This window comes from Leucobacter viscericola, assembly GCF_011299575.1.
In the GTDB taxonomy this organism is placed as follows: domain Bacteria; phylum Actinomycetota; class Actinomycetes; order Actinomycetales; family Microbacteriaceae; genus Leucobacter; species Leucobacter viscericola.
The window spans coordinates 3,558,429-3,574,067 of the sequence record NZ_CP049863.1; the positions used below are offsets into that span (position 1 = coordinate 3,558,429).

At 62.1% G+C, this 15,639-nt stretch carries 14 protein-coding genes; 10 read left to right on the forward strand and 4 right to left on the reverse strand.

What is annotated here, in order from left to right; genetic code table 11:
- Positions 1-40: 40 nt before the first annotated feature.
- The 3 genes from dnaE to msrA are packed head-to-tail and all read left to right on the forward strand — an operon-like array spanning position 41 to position 5,017.
- A complete protein-coding gene (dnaE, locus tag G7068_RS15485) occupies positions 41-3,601 on the forward strand; it encodes a DNA polymerase III subunit alpha (protein ID WP_166292785.1) in 3,561 nt (1,186 codons plus the stop codon).
- Between the two features lie 46 nt (positions 3,602-3,647).
- Positions 3,648-4,481 (forward strand): ammonia-dependent NAD(+) synthetase, encoded by an 834-nt coding sequence (nadE, locus tag G7068_RS15490; RefSeq protein WP_166292786.1) that lies wholly within the window; start codon positions 3,648-3,650, stop codon positions 4,479-4,481.
- Complete coding sequence (msrA, locus tag G7068_RS15495) at positions 4,478-5,017, forward strand: peptide-methionine (S)-S-oxide reductase MsrA (protein ID WP_166292787.1); 540 nt, start codon at positions 4,478-4,480, stop codon at positions 5,015-5,017. The genes nadE and msrA overlap by 4 nt, the downstream gene beginning before the upstream one ends.
- On the opposite strand, the gene ssb is transcribed toward msrA, so the two are convergent.
- Positions 5,014-5,529, reverse strand: a complete 516-nt coding sequence (ssb, locus tag G7068_RS15500; protein WP_166292788.1) for a single-stranded DNA-binding protein — start codon at positions 5,527-5,529, stop codon at positions 5,014-5,016. The genes msrA and ssb overlap by 4 nt on opposite strands.
- Positions 5,530-5,780: 251 nt before the next feature.
- Here ssb and G7068_RS15505 point away from each other — a divergent pair, with 251 nt between their 5' ends.
- From G7068_RS15505 to G7068_RS15515, 3 genes are all read left to right on the forward strand, one after another.
- On the forward strand, positions 5,781-6,281 hold the full coding sequence (locus G7068_RS15505) for a DUF6993 domain-containing protein (RefSeq protein WP_166292789.1): 501 nt from the start codon (positions 5,781-5,783) through the stop codon (positions 6,279-6,281).
- Positions 6,282-6,374: 93 nt separating this feature from the next.
- On the forward strand, positions 6,375-8,057 hold the full coding sequence (ettA, locus tag G7068_RS15510; RefSeq protein ID WP_166292790.1) for an energy-dependent translational throttle protein EttA: 1,683 nt from the start codon (positions 6,375-6,377) through the stop codon (positions 8,055-8,057).
- Positions 8,058-8,066: 9 nt separating this feature from the next.
- Complete coding sequence (locus G7068_RS15515; RefSeq protein ID WP_166292791.1) at positions 8,067-8,537, forward strand: acyl-CoA thioesterase; 471 nt, start codon at positions 8,067-8,069, stop codon at positions 8,535-8,537.
- A 140-nt stretch (positions 8,538-8,677) separates the two neighbouring features.
- On the opposite strand, the gene G7068_RS15520 is transcribed toward G7068_RS15515, so the two are convergent.
- From G7068_RS15520 to G7068_RS15530, 3 genes are all read right to left on the reverse strand, one after another.
- On the reverse strand, positions 8,678-9,214 hold the full coding sequence (locus G7068_RS15520; RefSeq protein ID WP_166292792.1) for an RNA polymerase sigma factor: 537 nt from the start codon (positions 9,212-9,214) through the stop codon (positions 8,678-8,680).
- Positions 9,211-10,242 carry a hypothetical protein gene (locus G7068_RS15525; RefSeq protein WP_166292793.1) on the reverse strand — a complete coding sequence of 344 codons (1,032 nt, stop codon included), beginning with the start codon at positions 10,240-10,242 and terminating at the stop codon, positions 9,211-9,213. Before G7068_RS15525 ends, G7068_RS15520 begins: the two co-directional genes overlap by 4 nt.
- 85 nt (positions 10,243-10,327) lie before the next feature.
- Positions 10,328-11,197 (reverse strand): acyl-CoA thioesterase, encoded by an 870-nt coding sequence (locus tag G7068_RS15530; RefSeq protein WP_166292794.1) that lies wholly within the window; start codon positions 11,195-11,197, stop codon positions 10,328-10,330.
- A 70-nt stretch (positions 11,198-11,267) separates the two neighbouring features.
- Between G7068_RS15530 and G7068_RS15535 the strand changes: the two genes are divergently transcribed.
- From G7068_RS15535 to G7068_RS15550, 4 genes are all read left to right on the forward strand, one after another.
- Positions 11,268-11,915 (forward strand): DUF8185 domain-containing protein, encoded by a 648-nt coding sequence (locus G7068_RS15535; RefSeq protein ID WP_166292795.1) that lies wholly within the window; start codon positions 11,268-11,270, stop codon positions 11,913-11,915.
- 53 nt (positions 11,916-11,968) lie between these two features.
- The gene (gene rpoZ / locus G7068_RS15540; protein ID WP_166292796.1) at positions 11,969-12,235 is read left to right on the forward strand and encodes a DNA-directed RNA polymerase subunit omega; all 267 of its coding nucleotides are present in this window, start codon (positions 11,969-11,971) and stop codon (positions 12,233-12,235) included.
- Positions 12,236-12,368: 133 nt separating this feature from the next.
- Positions 12,369-13,559, forward strand: coding sequence for a methionine adenosyltransferase (gene metK / locus G7068_RS15545; RefSeq protein ID WP_166292797.1), 1,191 nt, complete (start codon positions 12,369-12,371; stop codon positions 13,557-13,559).
- Positions 13,560-13,596: 37 nt separating this feature from the next.
- Positions 13,597-15,639, forward strand: coding sequence for a primosomal protein N' family DNA-binding protein (locus G7068_RS15550; RefSeq protein WP_244304557.1), 2,043 nt, complete (start codon positions 13,597-13,599; stop codon positions 15,637-15,639).

Consider the following 15,639-nt stretch of genomic DNA (forward strand, 5'->3'; position numbering starts at 1 on the left):
GCAGGGTACCCTTGAAGGGTCTGTGAAAGGGGCGTCCTCTGTGGCTGAAAACGATGGATTTGTTCACCTGCACGTGCACAGCGAGTACTCGATGCTCGATGGTGCGGCGCGAGTTAAACCGCTGATTCAGGCGGCGGCCGAGCAGAATATGCCGGCGATTGCGGTGACGGACCACGGCAACACCTTTGGCGCTTTTGATTTTTGGAAGACTGCAAACGACGCGGGTGTGAAGCCTATTGTGGGTATCGAAGCGTACGTGACCCCGGGAACTCATCGCAGTGACCGCACGCGCGTGCGCTGGGGCGACGGTGCTGGCGACGACGTGTCGGGTGCCGGTGCGTACACGCACATGACGTTGCTCTCGCAAAACACCGAGGGCATGCACAATCTCTTCCGCCTCTCAAGCCTCGCCTCGATCGAGGGCTACTACTTCAAGCCCCGCATGGACCGAGAGCTGCTGCAGAAGTACCACAACGGTCTGATCGCCACCACGGGCTGCCCCTCCGGAGAGATCCAGACGCGTATTCGCCTGGGTCAGCTGAAGGAAGCGCGTGAGGCTGCGGCGGAGTTCCAGGATCTCTTCGGCAAGGAGAACTTCTTCTGTGAGCTGATGGATCACGGCCTCGACATTGAGCGCCGGGTAAAAAAAGACCTCATCGAAATCGCGCGCGACCTGAAGATCCCGCTTGTCGCCACGAACGACCTGCACTACGTGCACGAGACCGACGCCGAGGCGCACTCCGCGCTGCTGTGTGTGCAGTCGGGATCACGCATGGACGATCCCAACCGTTTCCAGTTCAGCGGCAGCGGCTACTACCTGAAGTCGGCGGCCGAGATGCGGCACGTCTTCCGTGAGCTGCCCGAGGCCTGCGACAATACGCTGCTCATTGCTGAGCGGTGCGGATCCGAGTTCAACACGAGCGCAAACTATATGCCGCGCTACCCGGTGCCCGATGGGGAGACCGAGGAAAGCTGGTTTATTAAAGAGGTCGAGCGTGGCCTGCACTACCGCTACCCGGGTGGGATCCCCGACGCCGTGCGCAAGCAGGCCGAGTACGAGACCGGCGTTATCACCCAGATGGGCTTCCCGGGCTACTTCCTCGTCGTCGCCGACTTCATCAACTGGTCAAAGGACAACGGGATCCGCGTGGGTCCGGGTCGTGGTTCCGGTGCGGGATCGATGGCCGCATACGCGATGAGGATCACGGACCTCGATCCGCTGCAGCACGGGCTCATCTTCGAGCGCTTCCTCAACCCCGATCGTGTCTCCATGCCCGACTTCGACGTCGACTTCGATGATCGTCGCCGTGGCGAGGTGATCAACTACGTCACCGAGAAGTACGGCGATGCGCGTGTGGCGCAGATTGTGACCTACGGCACGATTAAGTCGAAGCAGGCGCTCAAGGACTCCTCGCGTGTGCTCGGCTTCCCGTTTGGCATGGGGGAGAAGCTCACCAAGGCCATGCCACCCGCCGTGATGGCGAAGGACATTCCGCTGTCGGGCATTACCGATCCTGCCCACCCGCGGTACAAGGAAGCTGCGGAGTTCCGAACCGTGCTGGCCGAGGACGCCGAGGCGAAGTCGGTCTATGAGACCGCGCTCGGGCTTGAGGGACTGAAACGCCAGTGGGGTGTGCACGCGGCCGGTGTGATCATGTCGAGTGACCCGCTCATCGACATCATCCCGATCATGAAGCGTGAGCAAGACGGCCAGATCGTCACGCAGTTCGACTACCCGACCTGTGAGGGCCTCGGGCTCATCAAGATGGACTTCCTGGGGTTGCGTAACCTCACGATCATCTCTGACGCGCTCGAGAACATTCGCCTGAACCGTGGCGAGGTGCTGGATCTCGAACGACTCGAGCTTGACGACGCTCCCTCGTATGAGTTGCTCGCGCGCGGCGATACGCTTGGGGTGTTCCAGCTTGACGGCGGCCCAATGCGTGGCCTGTTGCGGCTCATGAAGCCTGACAACTTCGAAGATATTTCGGCCGTGCTCGCGCTGTACCGCCCGGGACCCATGGGCGCCGACTCGCACACGAACTACGCGCTGCGTAAAAACGGCCTGCAGCCGATCACCCCGATTCACCCAGAACTCGAGGAACCGCTGCGCGAGATTCTCGACACGACTTACGGCCTGATTATCTATCAGGAGCAGGTGATGTCGATTGCGCAGAAGGTCGCCGGGTTCTCGCTCGGCCAAGCAGACATTCTGCGACGCGCGATGGGTAAGAAGAAGAAGGAAGAACTCGACAAACAGTACGAGGGCTTCTCCGGCGGTATGAAGGCAAACGGCTTCGGCGAAGCTGCGATCAAGGCGCTGTGGGACATTCTGCTGCCCTTCTCCGACTACGCGTTTAACAAGGCTCACTCCGCCGCGTACGGCGTGATTAGCTACTGGACCGCGTACCTGAAGGAGCACTACCCGGCCGAGTACATGGCCGCGCTGCTCACAAGCGTCGGCGACTCCAAAGACAAACTCGCGATCTATCTCAACGAGTGCCGCCGTATGGGTATCAAGGTGTTGCCGCCAGCGGTGAACGAGTCGTTCGCCGACTTCGCCGCCGTCGGTGACGACATTCGCTTTGGTCTCGGTGCGATTCGTAACGTGGGTGCGAATGTGGTCGAGGGCATCCGAGGCGCCCGTGAGGCGCAGGGCGCCTTTGAGAGTTTCCACGACTTCTTGAAGAAGGTGCCGCTCGTTGCGCTCAACAAGCGCACGGTCGAGTCACTGGTGAAGGCCGGTGCCTTTGACGGCCTCGGCGGAACCAGGCGCGCGCTGGTTGAGATTCACGAGCCCGCGATCGAGAGCGCGGTGAAAGACAAACGCGACGCCGAGAAGGGCAACGTCGGCTTCGACTTCGACAGCCTGTTCGCAGAGGCGGCCGAAGCCGGCGAGGTCGAAGCGGAGCAGGTGCTGCAGATTCCGGATCGCCCCGAGTGGACCAAAAAAGACAAGCTTGCGTTCGAGCGCGAGATGCTCGGGCTGTACGTGTCGGATCACCCGCTGCGTGGCCTCGAGTCGGCGCTTGCGAAGGAGGCATCCGCGACGATTCAGCAGGTGACCGACCCCGACGCGAGCCCGGGATTCGACGGCGAGATTGTCACCTTCGCGGGGCTGCTCACAAACGTGCAGCACCGCACGGCAAAGTCGGGCAACCTCTACGGCATGGTGACCATAGAGGACTACACCGGTGAGGTGCAGGCGCTCTTTATGGGCAAGTCATACCAGGAGTTCGGTCAGCTGCTGCAGCCCGACTCGATTGTTGCGCTACGCGGCAAGATGAACTCTCGTGACGACGGCATGACCATGCACGCCTATGGTGTTCGCCCAATCAACGCGGCGGTGCAAGACGACGCGACGACACTGATGCTCACGCTCTCCGATACCCGGGCAACCGAGGATCTGATGGAAGAGCTGAAGTCAATGCTTGGGCGTCACCGCGGTGACAGCGAGGTTCGCCTGAATCTGCTGACCAACAACGTCGTGCGAGTGTTTGAGTTGAAGCAGCAGGTGCGAGTGACCGCAGATCTGTACGGTGAACTCAAGGGGCTGCTTGGGCCGCGCTGCCTGAACTCAATCGAAGACGCCGTAACGTAATCAATCTGTACCGAAACCGAGTGAAGACGGGAACAGCGTGAACAAGATGCGCGAAACACAGGGAGCAATTATCGAGGCGCTCGGATCTGAGCCCGAGATAAACCCGGTGGAAGAAATTGAGCGGCGAGTTGCCTTCCTTGCGGACTACGCCTCCTCTCTCCCCGGCGTTCGGGGGTTTGTTCTCGGTATCTCGGGAGGGCAAGACTCCTCCCTCGCAGGCCGACTCGCTCAGCTTGCGGTTGAGAGACTGCGCGCCGACGGTCATAGCGCCGAGTTCATAGCGGTTCGCCTGCCCTACTCTGTGCAACACGACGAAGACGACGCGCAGTTGGCGCTCTCATTCATTCGCCCAGATCGCTCTGTGACGGTAGACATTGCGAGTGGCGTTGACGCGCTCGCCGCGGAGGTGACGCGGGCGATGGGGGAGCCCGTGAGTGACTTCAACCGCGGCAATGTCAAAGCACGGATGCGCATGATTGCTCAGTACGCCATCGCTGGTGACCGCGGTCTCCTGGTGATCGGTACGGACCACGCGGCGGAAGCCATCACGGGGTTCTTCACAAAGTTTGGAGATGGTGCTGCGGATGTTCTTCCTCTCTCTGGACTAACAAAAGGGCAGGGGGCGGCGCTGCTGCAGGAACTCGGGGCACCCGAGCGGCTCTGGGAAAAGATTCCAACCGCGGATCTGCTCGATGAGGATCCCGGCCAGACTGATGAGTCGAGTCTTGGCGTGAGCTACCCAGATATTGACGCATACTTGCGCGGCGAAGAAATATCTGCGCCCGCGGCTGAAAATCTTGAACGACGCTACCGCACGAGTGAGCACAAGCGTAGGCTTCCAGTCGGACCTGCTGACACCTGGTGGAAGGAAACACCGTGAACGCCACACCCAATCTCACCACTTACGTGATCGCCGGAGGATGCTTCTGGTGTCTCGATGCGGCCTATCGCCAGCTTCGCGGTGTGACCGATGTAGTCTCCTGCTACACCGGAGGCCACACCAGCAGCCCCAGCTACGAACAGGTGTGCACCGGGGCTACCGGACACGCTGAGGCAGTTGCCGTGACGTTTGACGAGACCGAGATCCCGTCTAGCGTGATCCTGGACGCGTTCTTCACCATGCACGACCCGACCCAGCTGAACCGGCAGGGTAATGATGTCGGCACACAGTACCGTTCGGCGATGTTCCCAGCTGACGACGCTCAGCGCGCTACCTTCGAGGCAGCAATTGAGCGTGCGAGCGAGTGGTGGCCGAGTGAGATCGTGACCACTATTGAGCCCCTCGGGGAAATGTTTCCCGCTGAGGAGTATCACCAGGACTTCTTTGCGAAGAACCCCACTCAGGGGTACTGCCTTGCGGTCGCGGTTCCTAAAGTGAACAAGGTTCGCGCGGCATTCACGAAGTACCTGCGCTAGGCCGCCACAGCTCTTACCTGGCCAAAACCATCACCGTGTTGACCCTGATCTGAGGCGGTCGCTGGAGCCAACCAACCCTCGCTTGTGGCGTTGGTTGGGTTTCTTGATGCCGTCGCGGCGCTCTCTACCGGCTCGATGTCGGGAACGGGCGATCCGATCATCCGTTTTGTAAACGTTGAGACGCCCCAGCGAAGATCGTGCCCGAGCCCCTCAGCGTCCAGTTCAACTGATACGCCCTTGCGATCCTGCGATTCCCAGCGTTTCACACGGAGCTTCCCGTTGACGATGACGCGATCCCCAATCGAAAATGACTGCTGCGCGTGTTCTGCAAGACTGCGGAAAGCATTGACCGAGAGCCAGGTCGTCTCACCATCGACCCACTGGTTCTTTTCTCGGTCGTAGCGCCGCTCATTGCTGGCCACGCGGAACGTGCAGAATGAAGTTTTCCCCGCTGAGTTGAGAAGTTTTGGCTCTGTCGCGACCGTGCCAACGACGCTGATTTGGATGGACATGTTGTCTCCTCTGCTGGGTTCACTCGTGCACTTTGAACGGTGTGGGTAGTTGAGTGAGCGGACGGACCGTGCCGTGCGGGATCCGATCCGTCCGCCCATCTCTAGATTGCCCTGCGAGATAGCGCAGAGCGGATCGAAGCAGCAATTTGTGGATAAGATCCTGAGCCAACGGAGAATTGCCTGTATGTGAGCGGAGGTCGTTTTTGGTGACGCTCAGCTACCCAGAGGTCCGGCTTGCGTAAACTGGTGGAGTGACTGAATCCACAACTGTCAAGCGTGTGAGCCGAGCTGTGCTGGCGCTTGGAATTGCACTGCCCCTGCTGGCCGGGTGCTCGGTCGTCGAAAACGTGGTTGAGGGGCCAACGCCGCAGACGCCGAAGCGCGAAGAGACGACCAAAAAGCCCACGGTCGCTCCGGTGTTTGTGCCGGATGGCACCGCCGAGCAAAACCTGCCCTACTTCACCGAGGTGATCCGCAAGTACACCGCCGGGGACCAACCGATCAAGGGCAAGCCGGTTGCGCAGGCCGTCATCGACGCCGGGTTTGATCCGACGATGATGCAGTTCAGCTTCGACCAGACAAAGACCAACCTTGAAGCCGACAACATCTTCGTTTCGGTACGTATCGGTACCGACTGCCTGATTGGTCAGCTGGTCACCAGCGACCGCACGTTTGTCGCCAAGAACGAGCCGGCCCTCGGCCCAAACACCGACATCTGCCTGATCGGCAATACGCGTTCGGTTGATTGGTAACTGCACACAGTTTTGCTGACCGCCGGTAGAGTAGTCAGAGTTTCGTTTTTCGCCTCTTAAAGCAGGGAGTTCGGGGATCACCCCGGAAGTTATATGGCTGAGTACATTTACCAGATGGTGCGCGCGCGCAAGGCGCACGGCGACAAAGTAATCCTCGATGACGTGACCATGGCGTTTTTGCCCGGCGCGAAGATCGGTGTGGTTGGCCCGAACGGTGCGGGTAAGTCGACGATCCTCAAGATCATGGCTGGGCTCGATACCCCGTCAAACGGCGATGCGATCCTGACACCTGGCTACTCCGTCGGCATCCTCATGCAGGAGCCCGAGCTCGACGAAGACAAGACCGTGCTCGAGAACGTGCAGCAGGGTGTTGCAGACATCAAGGGCAAACTCGATCGCTTCAACGAGATCTCGGCTGAGATGGCTGATCCCGATGCCGACTACGACAAGCTGCTCCCCGAGATGGGCGAACTGCAAGAGGCGATTGATCACGTCGACGGCTGGGACCTCGACAACCAGCTTGAGCAGGCGATGGACGCGCTGCGTTGCCCGCCGTCGGATGCGATCGTCAAGAACCTCTCGGGTGGTGAGAAGCGCCGCGTCGCACTCTGCAAGCTGCTGCTTGAGAAGCCCGACCTGCTGCTCCTTGACGAGCCCACAAACCACTTGGACGCAGAGAGTGTGCTCTGGCTTGAGCAGCACCTCTCCAAGTACCCCGGTGCGGTCATGGCCGTCACCCACGATAGGTACTTCCTCGACCACGTCGCCACCTGGATCTGCGAGGTCGACCGCGGTCGCCTCTACCCCTACGAGGGTAACTACTCGACCTACCTTGAGCAGAAGGCTGCGCGCCTTGAGGTGCAGGGCAAAAAGGATCAGAAGCTGCAGCGTCGTCTGAAGGACGAGCTTGAGTGGGTGCGATCCAACGCAAAGGGCCGTCAGGTCAAGTCAAAGGCTCGTCTCGCCCGCTACGAAGAGATGGCCGCAGAAGCCGAGCGCACGAAGAAGCTCGATTTCGAAGAGATCCAGATTCCCGCGGGCCCGCGCCTCGGCAACCTGGTGCTCGACGCGAAGAACCTCAACAAGGGCTTCGACGGGCGTGTGCTCATCGATGGCCTGTCGTTCACGCTCCCGCGCAACGGCATTGTTGGCATCATTGGCCCGAACGGTGTCGGTAAGACGACACTCTTCAAGACCATCGTTGGCGTCGAGCCGCTCGATGGCGGCGAGCTGAAGATCGGCGAGACCGTCAAACTGAGCTACGTGGATCAGACCCGCGGTGGCATCGACCCGAAGAAGAACGTGTGGGAGGTCGTCTCTGACGGGCTCGACTACATTCAGGTCGGCAACACCGAGATTCCGTCGCGCGCTTACGTGTCGACGTTCGGATTTAAGGGACCGGATCAGCAGAAGCTTGCCGGCGTGCTCTCCGGCGGTGAGCGCAACCGCCTGAACCTCGCGCTCACGCTCAAGCAGGGCGGCAACCTGTTGCTGCTCGATGAGCCCACAAACGACCTCGACGTCGAAACGCTGTCGAGCCTTGAGAACGCGCTGCTCGAGTTCCCCGGTTGTGCCGTGGTCATCACTCACGATCGGTGGTTCCTCGACCGCATCGCGACCCACATTCTCGCGTACGAGGGCACCGAAGAAAACCCGTCGAACTGGCACTGGTTCGAGGGCAACTTCGAGTCCTACGAGGCGAACAAGGTTGACCGCCTTGGCGCCGACGCCGCGAAGCCCTCGCGTGTCACCTACCGTAAGCTGACGCGGGACTAGCGCTTATTCATGGCACGCACTCACGTCGATATTGAGCTCCGCTGGGGCGATCAAGACGCGTACGGCCACGTGAACAACGTCGCGTACGCGCGCTACCTTGAGGAAGCGCGCGTACGCGTGTTCTGGCGCGGCAGTGGCCGCCAGGCCACGGGCATGGAGGGGCACTTTCGGGGCGACACTCCCGAGGGCCTCAAGATGCTTGTCGCCAATCAGCAGATCGAGTTTCTCGGTGTGCTTGAATATGGCGATACCCCTATTGTGGTCGAAATGTGGATCGGCAAGCTCGGCGGATCCAGCCTCGAACTGCACTACGAGGTCATTGACGCTGCCGCAGAGCCTGAGCGCCGCGTGGTTGCCCGCGCGATCACCACGGTTGTGATCGTCGACGGTGTCCACCTGCGCCCGATCCGCATTCCTGCGGATGCCAGAGCTGCCGTCGAACCGTGGATGGACGAGCCGCTGCGTCTCCGCAGAGGTTAGCCGCACGCCACCCAATCCGGTGTAACCGACGCCACCCAATCCGGTGTAGCCGACGCCGCGCAATCCGGTGTAGCCAAATGGTGGGTTGAAACACATTCAACCCACCATTTGGCTACACTCGATTTAGGGTTTCAGGGTGGTTAGACCAGCTCGGCGCGTAAACGTGCGCGAAGTCTTGAATAGCGCTGGCGGGCGGCGTCCGGCTTCAATCGCAGCACTGCTCCGGCCTCTGCGACAGGCAGGCCTTCCCACGCTACGAGTAGTAGGAGCTCACGATCCTTCTCTGAGAGCTTCGCGAGGGCGCTCGCTAAGTCGGGGTGAGGATCCGGATCCACTGGCGTCGCAACGATCATCTCGCGCCGCAGTTTCTCTGCCAGTTCCGTGTGCCGAATTTTGCCGCGACGGGATCTGCTGAGTACCTTACGTGCCACTCCGAAGCCGTATTGTCTGAGGGATTCGGCGTCCCACTGGAGCTGGTCTCGCTTTCGGACGATGACAATCAGCACATCGGCTGCCGCGTCGGCCGCATCGTCAGCATTGCCGAGCCGGCGCAGAAAGTAGCCTGTGAGTTGGGGGAGGAGTTCGGCGACGATCTTGTTGAAGTCGATTTCTTGCCACGAGGAGACGGAAGGGGAGTCGTTCTGATCGGCTGAGCTCCTGGCGGCAATGGCGGTCATTCGGCATCCCCATCCGTTGCCAAATCGCCGTTCCAGACGACCTCGCCCTTCCAGATATTAGGTCCGAGTCGGCTGCGACCCACTGCGGCCGCTGGATCTGGGACCCCCGCTGCCGTGGCAATTTCGATGAGGGCACGGCCATAGTCATCCCAGTAAGGAGAACCCGCGCTGGTGTCATTGTGCGTAGAGAACGAGCTGCTGTCAGCGAGAATCTCGGTGATGAGGTTCTGGCGATCACGGTGGTCCCAGGCCGCAAGGAGCGAGTGAAAGGCCGGACCCCGCGCTGCCAACAGCTCGGCCGCGGGTGGTGAGTCGCTGATTTGCAACTCGATCAGTCGATCTGCTCGAGAGATATAGCCGGTTTCACGTTCGGCCAGTGCCTGAGCGGCGATGCTGCGAGCACCGGGATCAGCCACATTCATGCGTGCGACAAACGCCCACATGGCGTAGCGAATGCCGCCACCGTCAGAACTCGCAATGTTGGGCCAGCTGGGAGCCTCACGAAGCACGTCCATCGCGATCTCACGCGCCTTGTCGTCGCCCTCGCGGTCGGCCTTGATCCACTCCGCGATCCAGGCCTGCCAGAGTGTGTTCTCGAAGTCGCAGATGAGCGTCGCATCTTCGACGTAACTGTTCTGGTGCCAAGTGGTGAATGCTGCGGCTTCCGCTTCCCAGCTGAATCCCGCTGGCGTGGGTAGGTGCCTTGGTGCAATGCTCACCAAGTACTCTTCGTAGTCTGGGCTGCCGGTGTAGACCCACTCGTTGCCAGCCTCTGACTCTGTGGTCTCCGCGGAGAATTCCCCGGTCTGTGCCTCGAAGATGCGCGTAGCTACGGCAGTGGTAGGTATCGCGAGTAATCCTGCCGCAAGGAGCCCCGTCGGAATGAGCCATTTTCCACAGCGTCGGCGTTTGCCAGTGAAGTCGGTGGCTTCGCGAGTGAGAGAAAGAGCCGCGGCCGGGTCGATGCCTGGGGTGGGCCTGGCGAGCGCGCGCAGTTGAGCGTCAAGCTCATCGTCGGTGATTGTCATGGTGATCTCCGTTTCCGTCGTTCACCATGTACCTGCAAGTTTCGCTCGAAACGTGACAAATTCGTTTCGGAGCGAACCTTCGGAACTACTCCCCGCTCGGCAACCGGATCATGCTCTCCTGAGCGACACTCGCAACAAGGTCACCGGCGGTGTTGTAGAAACGCCCGTGCGCAAGCCCACGGCCGCCCTGTGCGGTGGGGGAGTCGAGCTCGTAGAGCAGCCACTCGTCAGCGCGGAACGGGCGGTGGAACCACATCGAGTGGTCAAGGCTCGCCGTGCTCAGACCAGGGGTCGCCCACGGCACTCCGTGGCGGCGCAGCACCGGCTCCATCAGCACGTAGTCGCTCGCGAACGCGAGGGCGGCCGAATGGATGAGTTGGGTGCCCGGAAGTGTGTCGCGGGCCCGAAGCCATAACCGCTGGCGGCTCGCCTGATCCTCAACCCGCAACACAATGTCGGACTCGACGTAGCGCAGATCAAATGGCCGATTGAGTACCCAAGAAGCGCGGCCGCTGTCGGCAAGGTGACCGTATTTTTCCCAGACCGTGGGCAAACTTTCGGGGTCGGGAATGCCCGACATGTCGAGGCTCTCCTGGTGCTCGATGCCCGCTTCGATGCCCTGGAAAGAAGCGATCATCGACATCAGCACGTCACCGTTTTGATAGGCCTGCGCGCGTCGCGTCGAGAACGAACGACCGTCGTAGAGTCTGGCAACCTCAAACGTCATGCGCTCGGAGCTGGATCCCGGCCTCAGAAAGTAGCCGTGCATCGAGTGAATCTCGCGCCCCTCAGGGACTGACGTTCCGACCGCGGCGATTGCCTGCCCCAAAACCTGACCGCCAAAGGAACGGCCGTGGGGTGTTGGTAGCGGCGGCCCGGTGAGAATGTCGTAGCGGGTGCGCGCGTCGGAATCGATCACCGAGAGCATGGCGAGAAGTTCGGATTCTGCAGTCATGGTTCCTCCCTGCGGTTGACCTTGTGTGGATCCAGTCTAGGGCCGCCGAGTGCCGGGTAGGCTGACTGTGATGGCTGCCACACTACTGCTCGCGGATGTCGCGACGCGAGATGACCTGCGGATCTTTTTGGAGCGCCTGCTGCGCACAGGACAGGCTGAGGTGCGCCTCGTGACTCGAGGATCAGCCCTCGCGGTCTATGGCTGCACTCAAATGCCGCGCGGGATCACTGACCCGGTTCCGGTGGTGCTGGTCATGCGAGCATTTGCTCTTGCCGAGGATCCCTCGGAATCCGTGGACACCACGGTGCAGGCGAGGGCGATCCTGGATCGAATCGCTCGGCTCGGGATCGTCGGGCGCACTCTCGAGCTACCCGATGTGACCGTGATGGCTGCGTGGGCCGGGGTACTGCCCCCAACCTCGGGGTGGGAAGCCGCCGGGAGTGTCGACGGTGCCTCGCTTGCCACGGTCGCGGCCGAGGGGATTGAGCGGGTGGCGTCGTTGCTGCCGGAGAACCCGGGAGAAGCGGTGGTGCAGAAGGTGCGCGCGAGCGTGTGGGGCGCGGAGATTGCGCCTGGCTTGCCCGCGGCCGCCGCGTTTGCGGCTGAGACGCTGGGATTTCTGGTGGACGGTGAGCCCGTGCGTCGATCCCAATCGCTCACCTGGACTCGCTTGACCACGGAACGCGGGCACGTTCTCGTGCGTTCGCTGCTGGGTTAGCCTATCCAGGGTTGGCAGGGTACAATAGCTAGGTCTATTAGAGGAGTGTTTACATGGCCAATGTTAACGGCATCATTGATCCGCCCATCGACGAGCTGCTCGCCAAGGTGGATTCGAAGTACGCTCTGGTGATCTTCGCGTCGCAGCGTGCGCGTCAGATCAACAACTACTACACCGATCTGCACGACGGCAATCTCTTCGACAACGTCGGCCCGCTGGTCGATTCGTCGGTTGACGACAAGCCGCTGTCGATCGCACTGCACGAGATCGTCGAGGGCAAGCTCACGATGACGAAGCAGGAAGAGAGCGCTGCGCTCTAGCGTTCACGCGTAACTTACTGCTGCACACGCAGCAATGTCGGTGGCGTCGGATACTCTGTAGAGAGTCCGACGCCACTACTGTTTATGGCTTTAGATCTGTTATTTTTGTTCGTTTCAACGACCTAGGAGCACCGTGTCGCTGCGCCAGTTCACCTCCGAGTCCGTGACCGAGGGGCATCCCGATAAGATCTGTGATCGCATCTCGGATTCCATCCTTGACGCCATCCTGAAGCAGGATCCGGGTGCTCGTGTTGCGGTTGAAACGCTCGTGACCACGGGGCTTGTGCACGTGGCCGGCGAGGTATCGACCTCGGGGTACGTGGAGATTCCGCAGATCGTGCGTGAGGCCGTGCGGGACATCGGGTACACGAGTTCAGACATGGGCTTTGACGGGTCTTCGTGTGGCGTTTCGATCTCAATCGGCCAGCAGTCGCCCGACATCGCGAGCGGTGTCGACACCTCGCTTGAACAGCGCACCGGAGCCACCGACGATGGCCTGAGCCGCCAGGGAGCGGGTGACCAGGGCATTATGTTCGGGTTCGCTACTGACGAGACGCCTGAGTTGCATCCGCTTCCGAGTTGGATCGCCCACCGCTTGGCTGAGCGTCTCACCGACGTGCGCAAGAGTGGCCTGCTGCCCGAACTGCGGCCAGACGGCAAGACCCAGGTAACCATTGGGTACGACGGAGATCGACCCGCGACCGTTGAGGCCGTGGTCGTATCGACGCAGCACCAGCCCAGCATCACACAGCCCGCGCTGCACGACGTCGTCATGCGGGAGGTCATCCGGCCCGTGCTCGACCGGGTGGATCTCGCGAGCGACGACGCCGAATACTTCATCAATCCCGCCGGGCCCTTTGTGGTTGGCGGGCCAATGGGCGACGCTGGTTTGACCGGGCGCAAGATCATCATCGATACCTACGGCGGATCGAGCAGGCACGGCGGTGGTGCCTTTAGCGGCAAGGATCCCTCGAAGGTGGACCGCTCTGCAGCGTACGCGATGCGCTGGGTTGCGAAGCACGTCGTGCGTGCTGGTCTGGCAAAGCGTGCAGAACTGCAGGTGGCCTACGCGATCGGTCGCGCGCATCCCGTCGGGTTGTACGTTGAGACGTTTGGCACGGAGACCGTGCCGCGCGAAAAGATCGAGGCCGCCGTGCGCGAGCTCTTTGACCTGCGCCCACTCGCCATCATTCGTGATCTGCAGTTGATCCGCCCGATCTACGCCGCGACAAGCGCATACGGCCACTTCGGCCGCGAGCTGCCCGAATTTACCTGGGAGGCGACTCCTCGGGTCGCGGATCTGCGGGCCGCTGTCGGTCTGTGAGTGGAGCACCAGGTGAACTCGTGATGTGGCGGCTGCCGTGAGCGTTGCGAGCGCCTACGAGCTTGCGGAATCTGCCGCCGGGCGGCCGGTTGCGCAGGTGTTGCTCGATTCAGCGTTGCCGCAGCTCGACCATCTCTTCGACTACGCGGTTCCGGTAGACCTCGCCGATACTCTGCGCGTTGGGCAGCGGGTTCGGGTGCCGTTCCGCTCGAAAGATCGGAAGACCTTCGGGTATATCGTCGGCTTTGCTGACCGCAGTGAGTTTGGCGGTGAGCTCTCGCCCATCGCTGATATCGTCACAACGGTCCCGCAGCTGACACCCGAGGTGTGGCGCCTCGCTCGTGCCGTCGCGGATCGGGCGGGCGGCTCGGCGGGCGATATCTTGCGCCTCGCGATCCCCACCCGACAGGTGCGCGTTGAGAAGAAGCACCTCGCGGGAGAAGACACGGCAACGCCGACGGTGGCTGCGTCCGAGGGCGAGGCCGCACTCGACACCGAGCCGACCCCGGAGGGCACGATCGCGGCCGAGCTGATTGCCGGAGCGCGCCTGTCGCACACGGCCTCGCACGGGCCAGAACGCCTGCACACCGGCGAATGGGTCGGCGGCTGGGCTGCCCAGATGGCGCGTGTTGCTCTCGCCGTGTTTGAGAGTGGGCGGAGCGCGATCCTCGTCGCCCCTGACTATCGGGATCTCGATCAGCTTCGAGACGCGCTGGCGGCGCTCGGGCACGCAGACGTGGTGCGGGTTGACTCTCGGCAATCAAACTCGGAGCGCTACGCGGCCTTTTTGCGCGCACTTGATGCAACGCCTCGGATCGTTCTGGGCAACCGTTCCGCGGTCTACGCACCCGCTCACGATCTGGGTGCGATCCTCATCTGGGACGACGGCGATCCCGTGCTGGCTGAGCCGCTGACGCCCTACGTGCACGCGCGAGACGCGGCGCTGATCAGGGCTGAACAGTCGGGTGCCGGATTGTTCTTCGCCGGACACGTGCGCAGCGCCGAGGTGCAGCGGCTCGTCGAGATCGGGTATGTGCTGGCGCAGCAGAACCTACCGCGGCGCACGAGGGTGTTTCACGCCGACGCGGCGCGTGCACCCGATGCCTTTGCGGGCCGAGTGCCCGAGTTTGCCGCGCAGACGATTCGTGAGGGCCTGAAAACCGGACCCGTGCTCGTACAGGTTGCGACGCCGGGCTACGCGCCCGTTGCCGTGTGCGGCGACTGTGGAGATCTCGCGCGCTGTGCGAATTGTGCCGGGCCCATTGGGTTTCGGGTTGTGGGGCGGGCCTCGTGCCGCTGGTGCGGTGAGTTCGCGAATGCCTGGCGGTGTGGCAGCTGCGGCAGCGGGCGCTTGCAGGAGCGTGGCATGGGGTCAGGGCGCACCGTTGAGCAGTTCGAGCGCCAGTTCGCTGGTGTGCGAGTGCTGTTGAGCGACGGCGAGCACCCGCGCGAGCGCGTAGATGCCAGACCAGCCCTTGTTGTTGCGACTCGCGGCGCCGAGCCACTCGCTGCCGGGGGATACCGCGCGGTGGTGCTGCTCGACGCGGAACGATTGCTCGGGATTGAGACCCTGCGCGCGGGTGAAGACTGCCTGCGATGGTGGGAAAACGCTGCGGCGCTTGCGGCTCCGGACGGCCTGTGCCTGATGGCGTCGGGAGGCGGACCCGTCGTGCAGGCCTTTGTTACCGGACGCAGCGAGGAATGGCTGCGGGGTGAGGTAAGGGATCGGCACACGCTGCGCTACCCACCGGCTGTTCGAGTTGCGAGTGTGAGCGGCGGTCCCGAAGAGGTCGATCGTGCGCTGCACACAATCGCTGGCTTGCCGGGCGTCGATCACCTCGGACCAACTCCAGTGCCAGTGCGCGTTACCCAGGGCGGATCGGCGTCACCAGCGGGAATTGTGCGAGCGATCGTGCGCTTTGACTACGGACAGGGGGCAGAAGTAGCTAAGCGCTTGCGCGGCGCCCTGGTCGCTGACGCCGCGGGCTCCGCCTCTCGCGCCAAGGGTAGGGCCCCTGGACGTGCTCGCCCCGAGGCTCTGCGACTCCGCTTCGATGACCGTGGTGTGTTCGATAACTAA

Bases quoted from the DNA above. Each gene is read 5' to 3' on its own strand.
- nadE (WP_166292786.1), top strand. From the start codon at position 3,648: ATGCGCGAAACACAGGGAGCAATTATCGAGGCGCTCGGATCTGAGCCC.
- ssb (WP_166292788.1), bottom strand. From the start codon at position 5,529: ATGTCCATCCAAATCAGCGTCGTTGGCACGGTCGCGACAGAGCCAAAA.
- ettA (WP_166292790.1), top strand. From the start codon at position 6,375: ATGGCTGAGTACATTTACCAGATGGTGCGCGCGCGCAAGGCGCACGGC.
- G7068_RS15515 (WP_166292791.1), top strand. From the start codon at position 8,067: ATGGCACGCACTCACGTCGATATTGAGCTCCGCTGGGGCGATCAAGAC.
- G7068_RS15520 (WP_166292792.1), bottom strand. From the start codon at position 9,214: ATGACCGCCATTGCCGCCAGGAGCTCAGCCGATCAGAACGACTCCCCT.
- G7068_RS15525 (WP_166292793.1), bottom strand. From the start codon at position 10,242: ATGACAATCACCGACGATGAGCTTGACGCTCAACTGCGCGCGCTCGCC.
- G7068_RS15530 (WP_166292794.1), bottom strand. From the start codon at position 11,197: ATGACTGCAGAATCCGAACTTCTCGCCATGCTCTCGGTGATCGATTCC.
- G7068_RS15535 (WP_166292795.1), top strand. From the start codon at position 11,268: ATGGCTGCCACACTACTGCTCGCGGATGTCGCGACGCGAGATGACCTG.
- rpoZ (WP_166292796.1), top strand. From the start codon at position 11,969: ATGGCCAATGTTAACGGCATCATTGATCCGCCCATCGACGAGCTGCTC.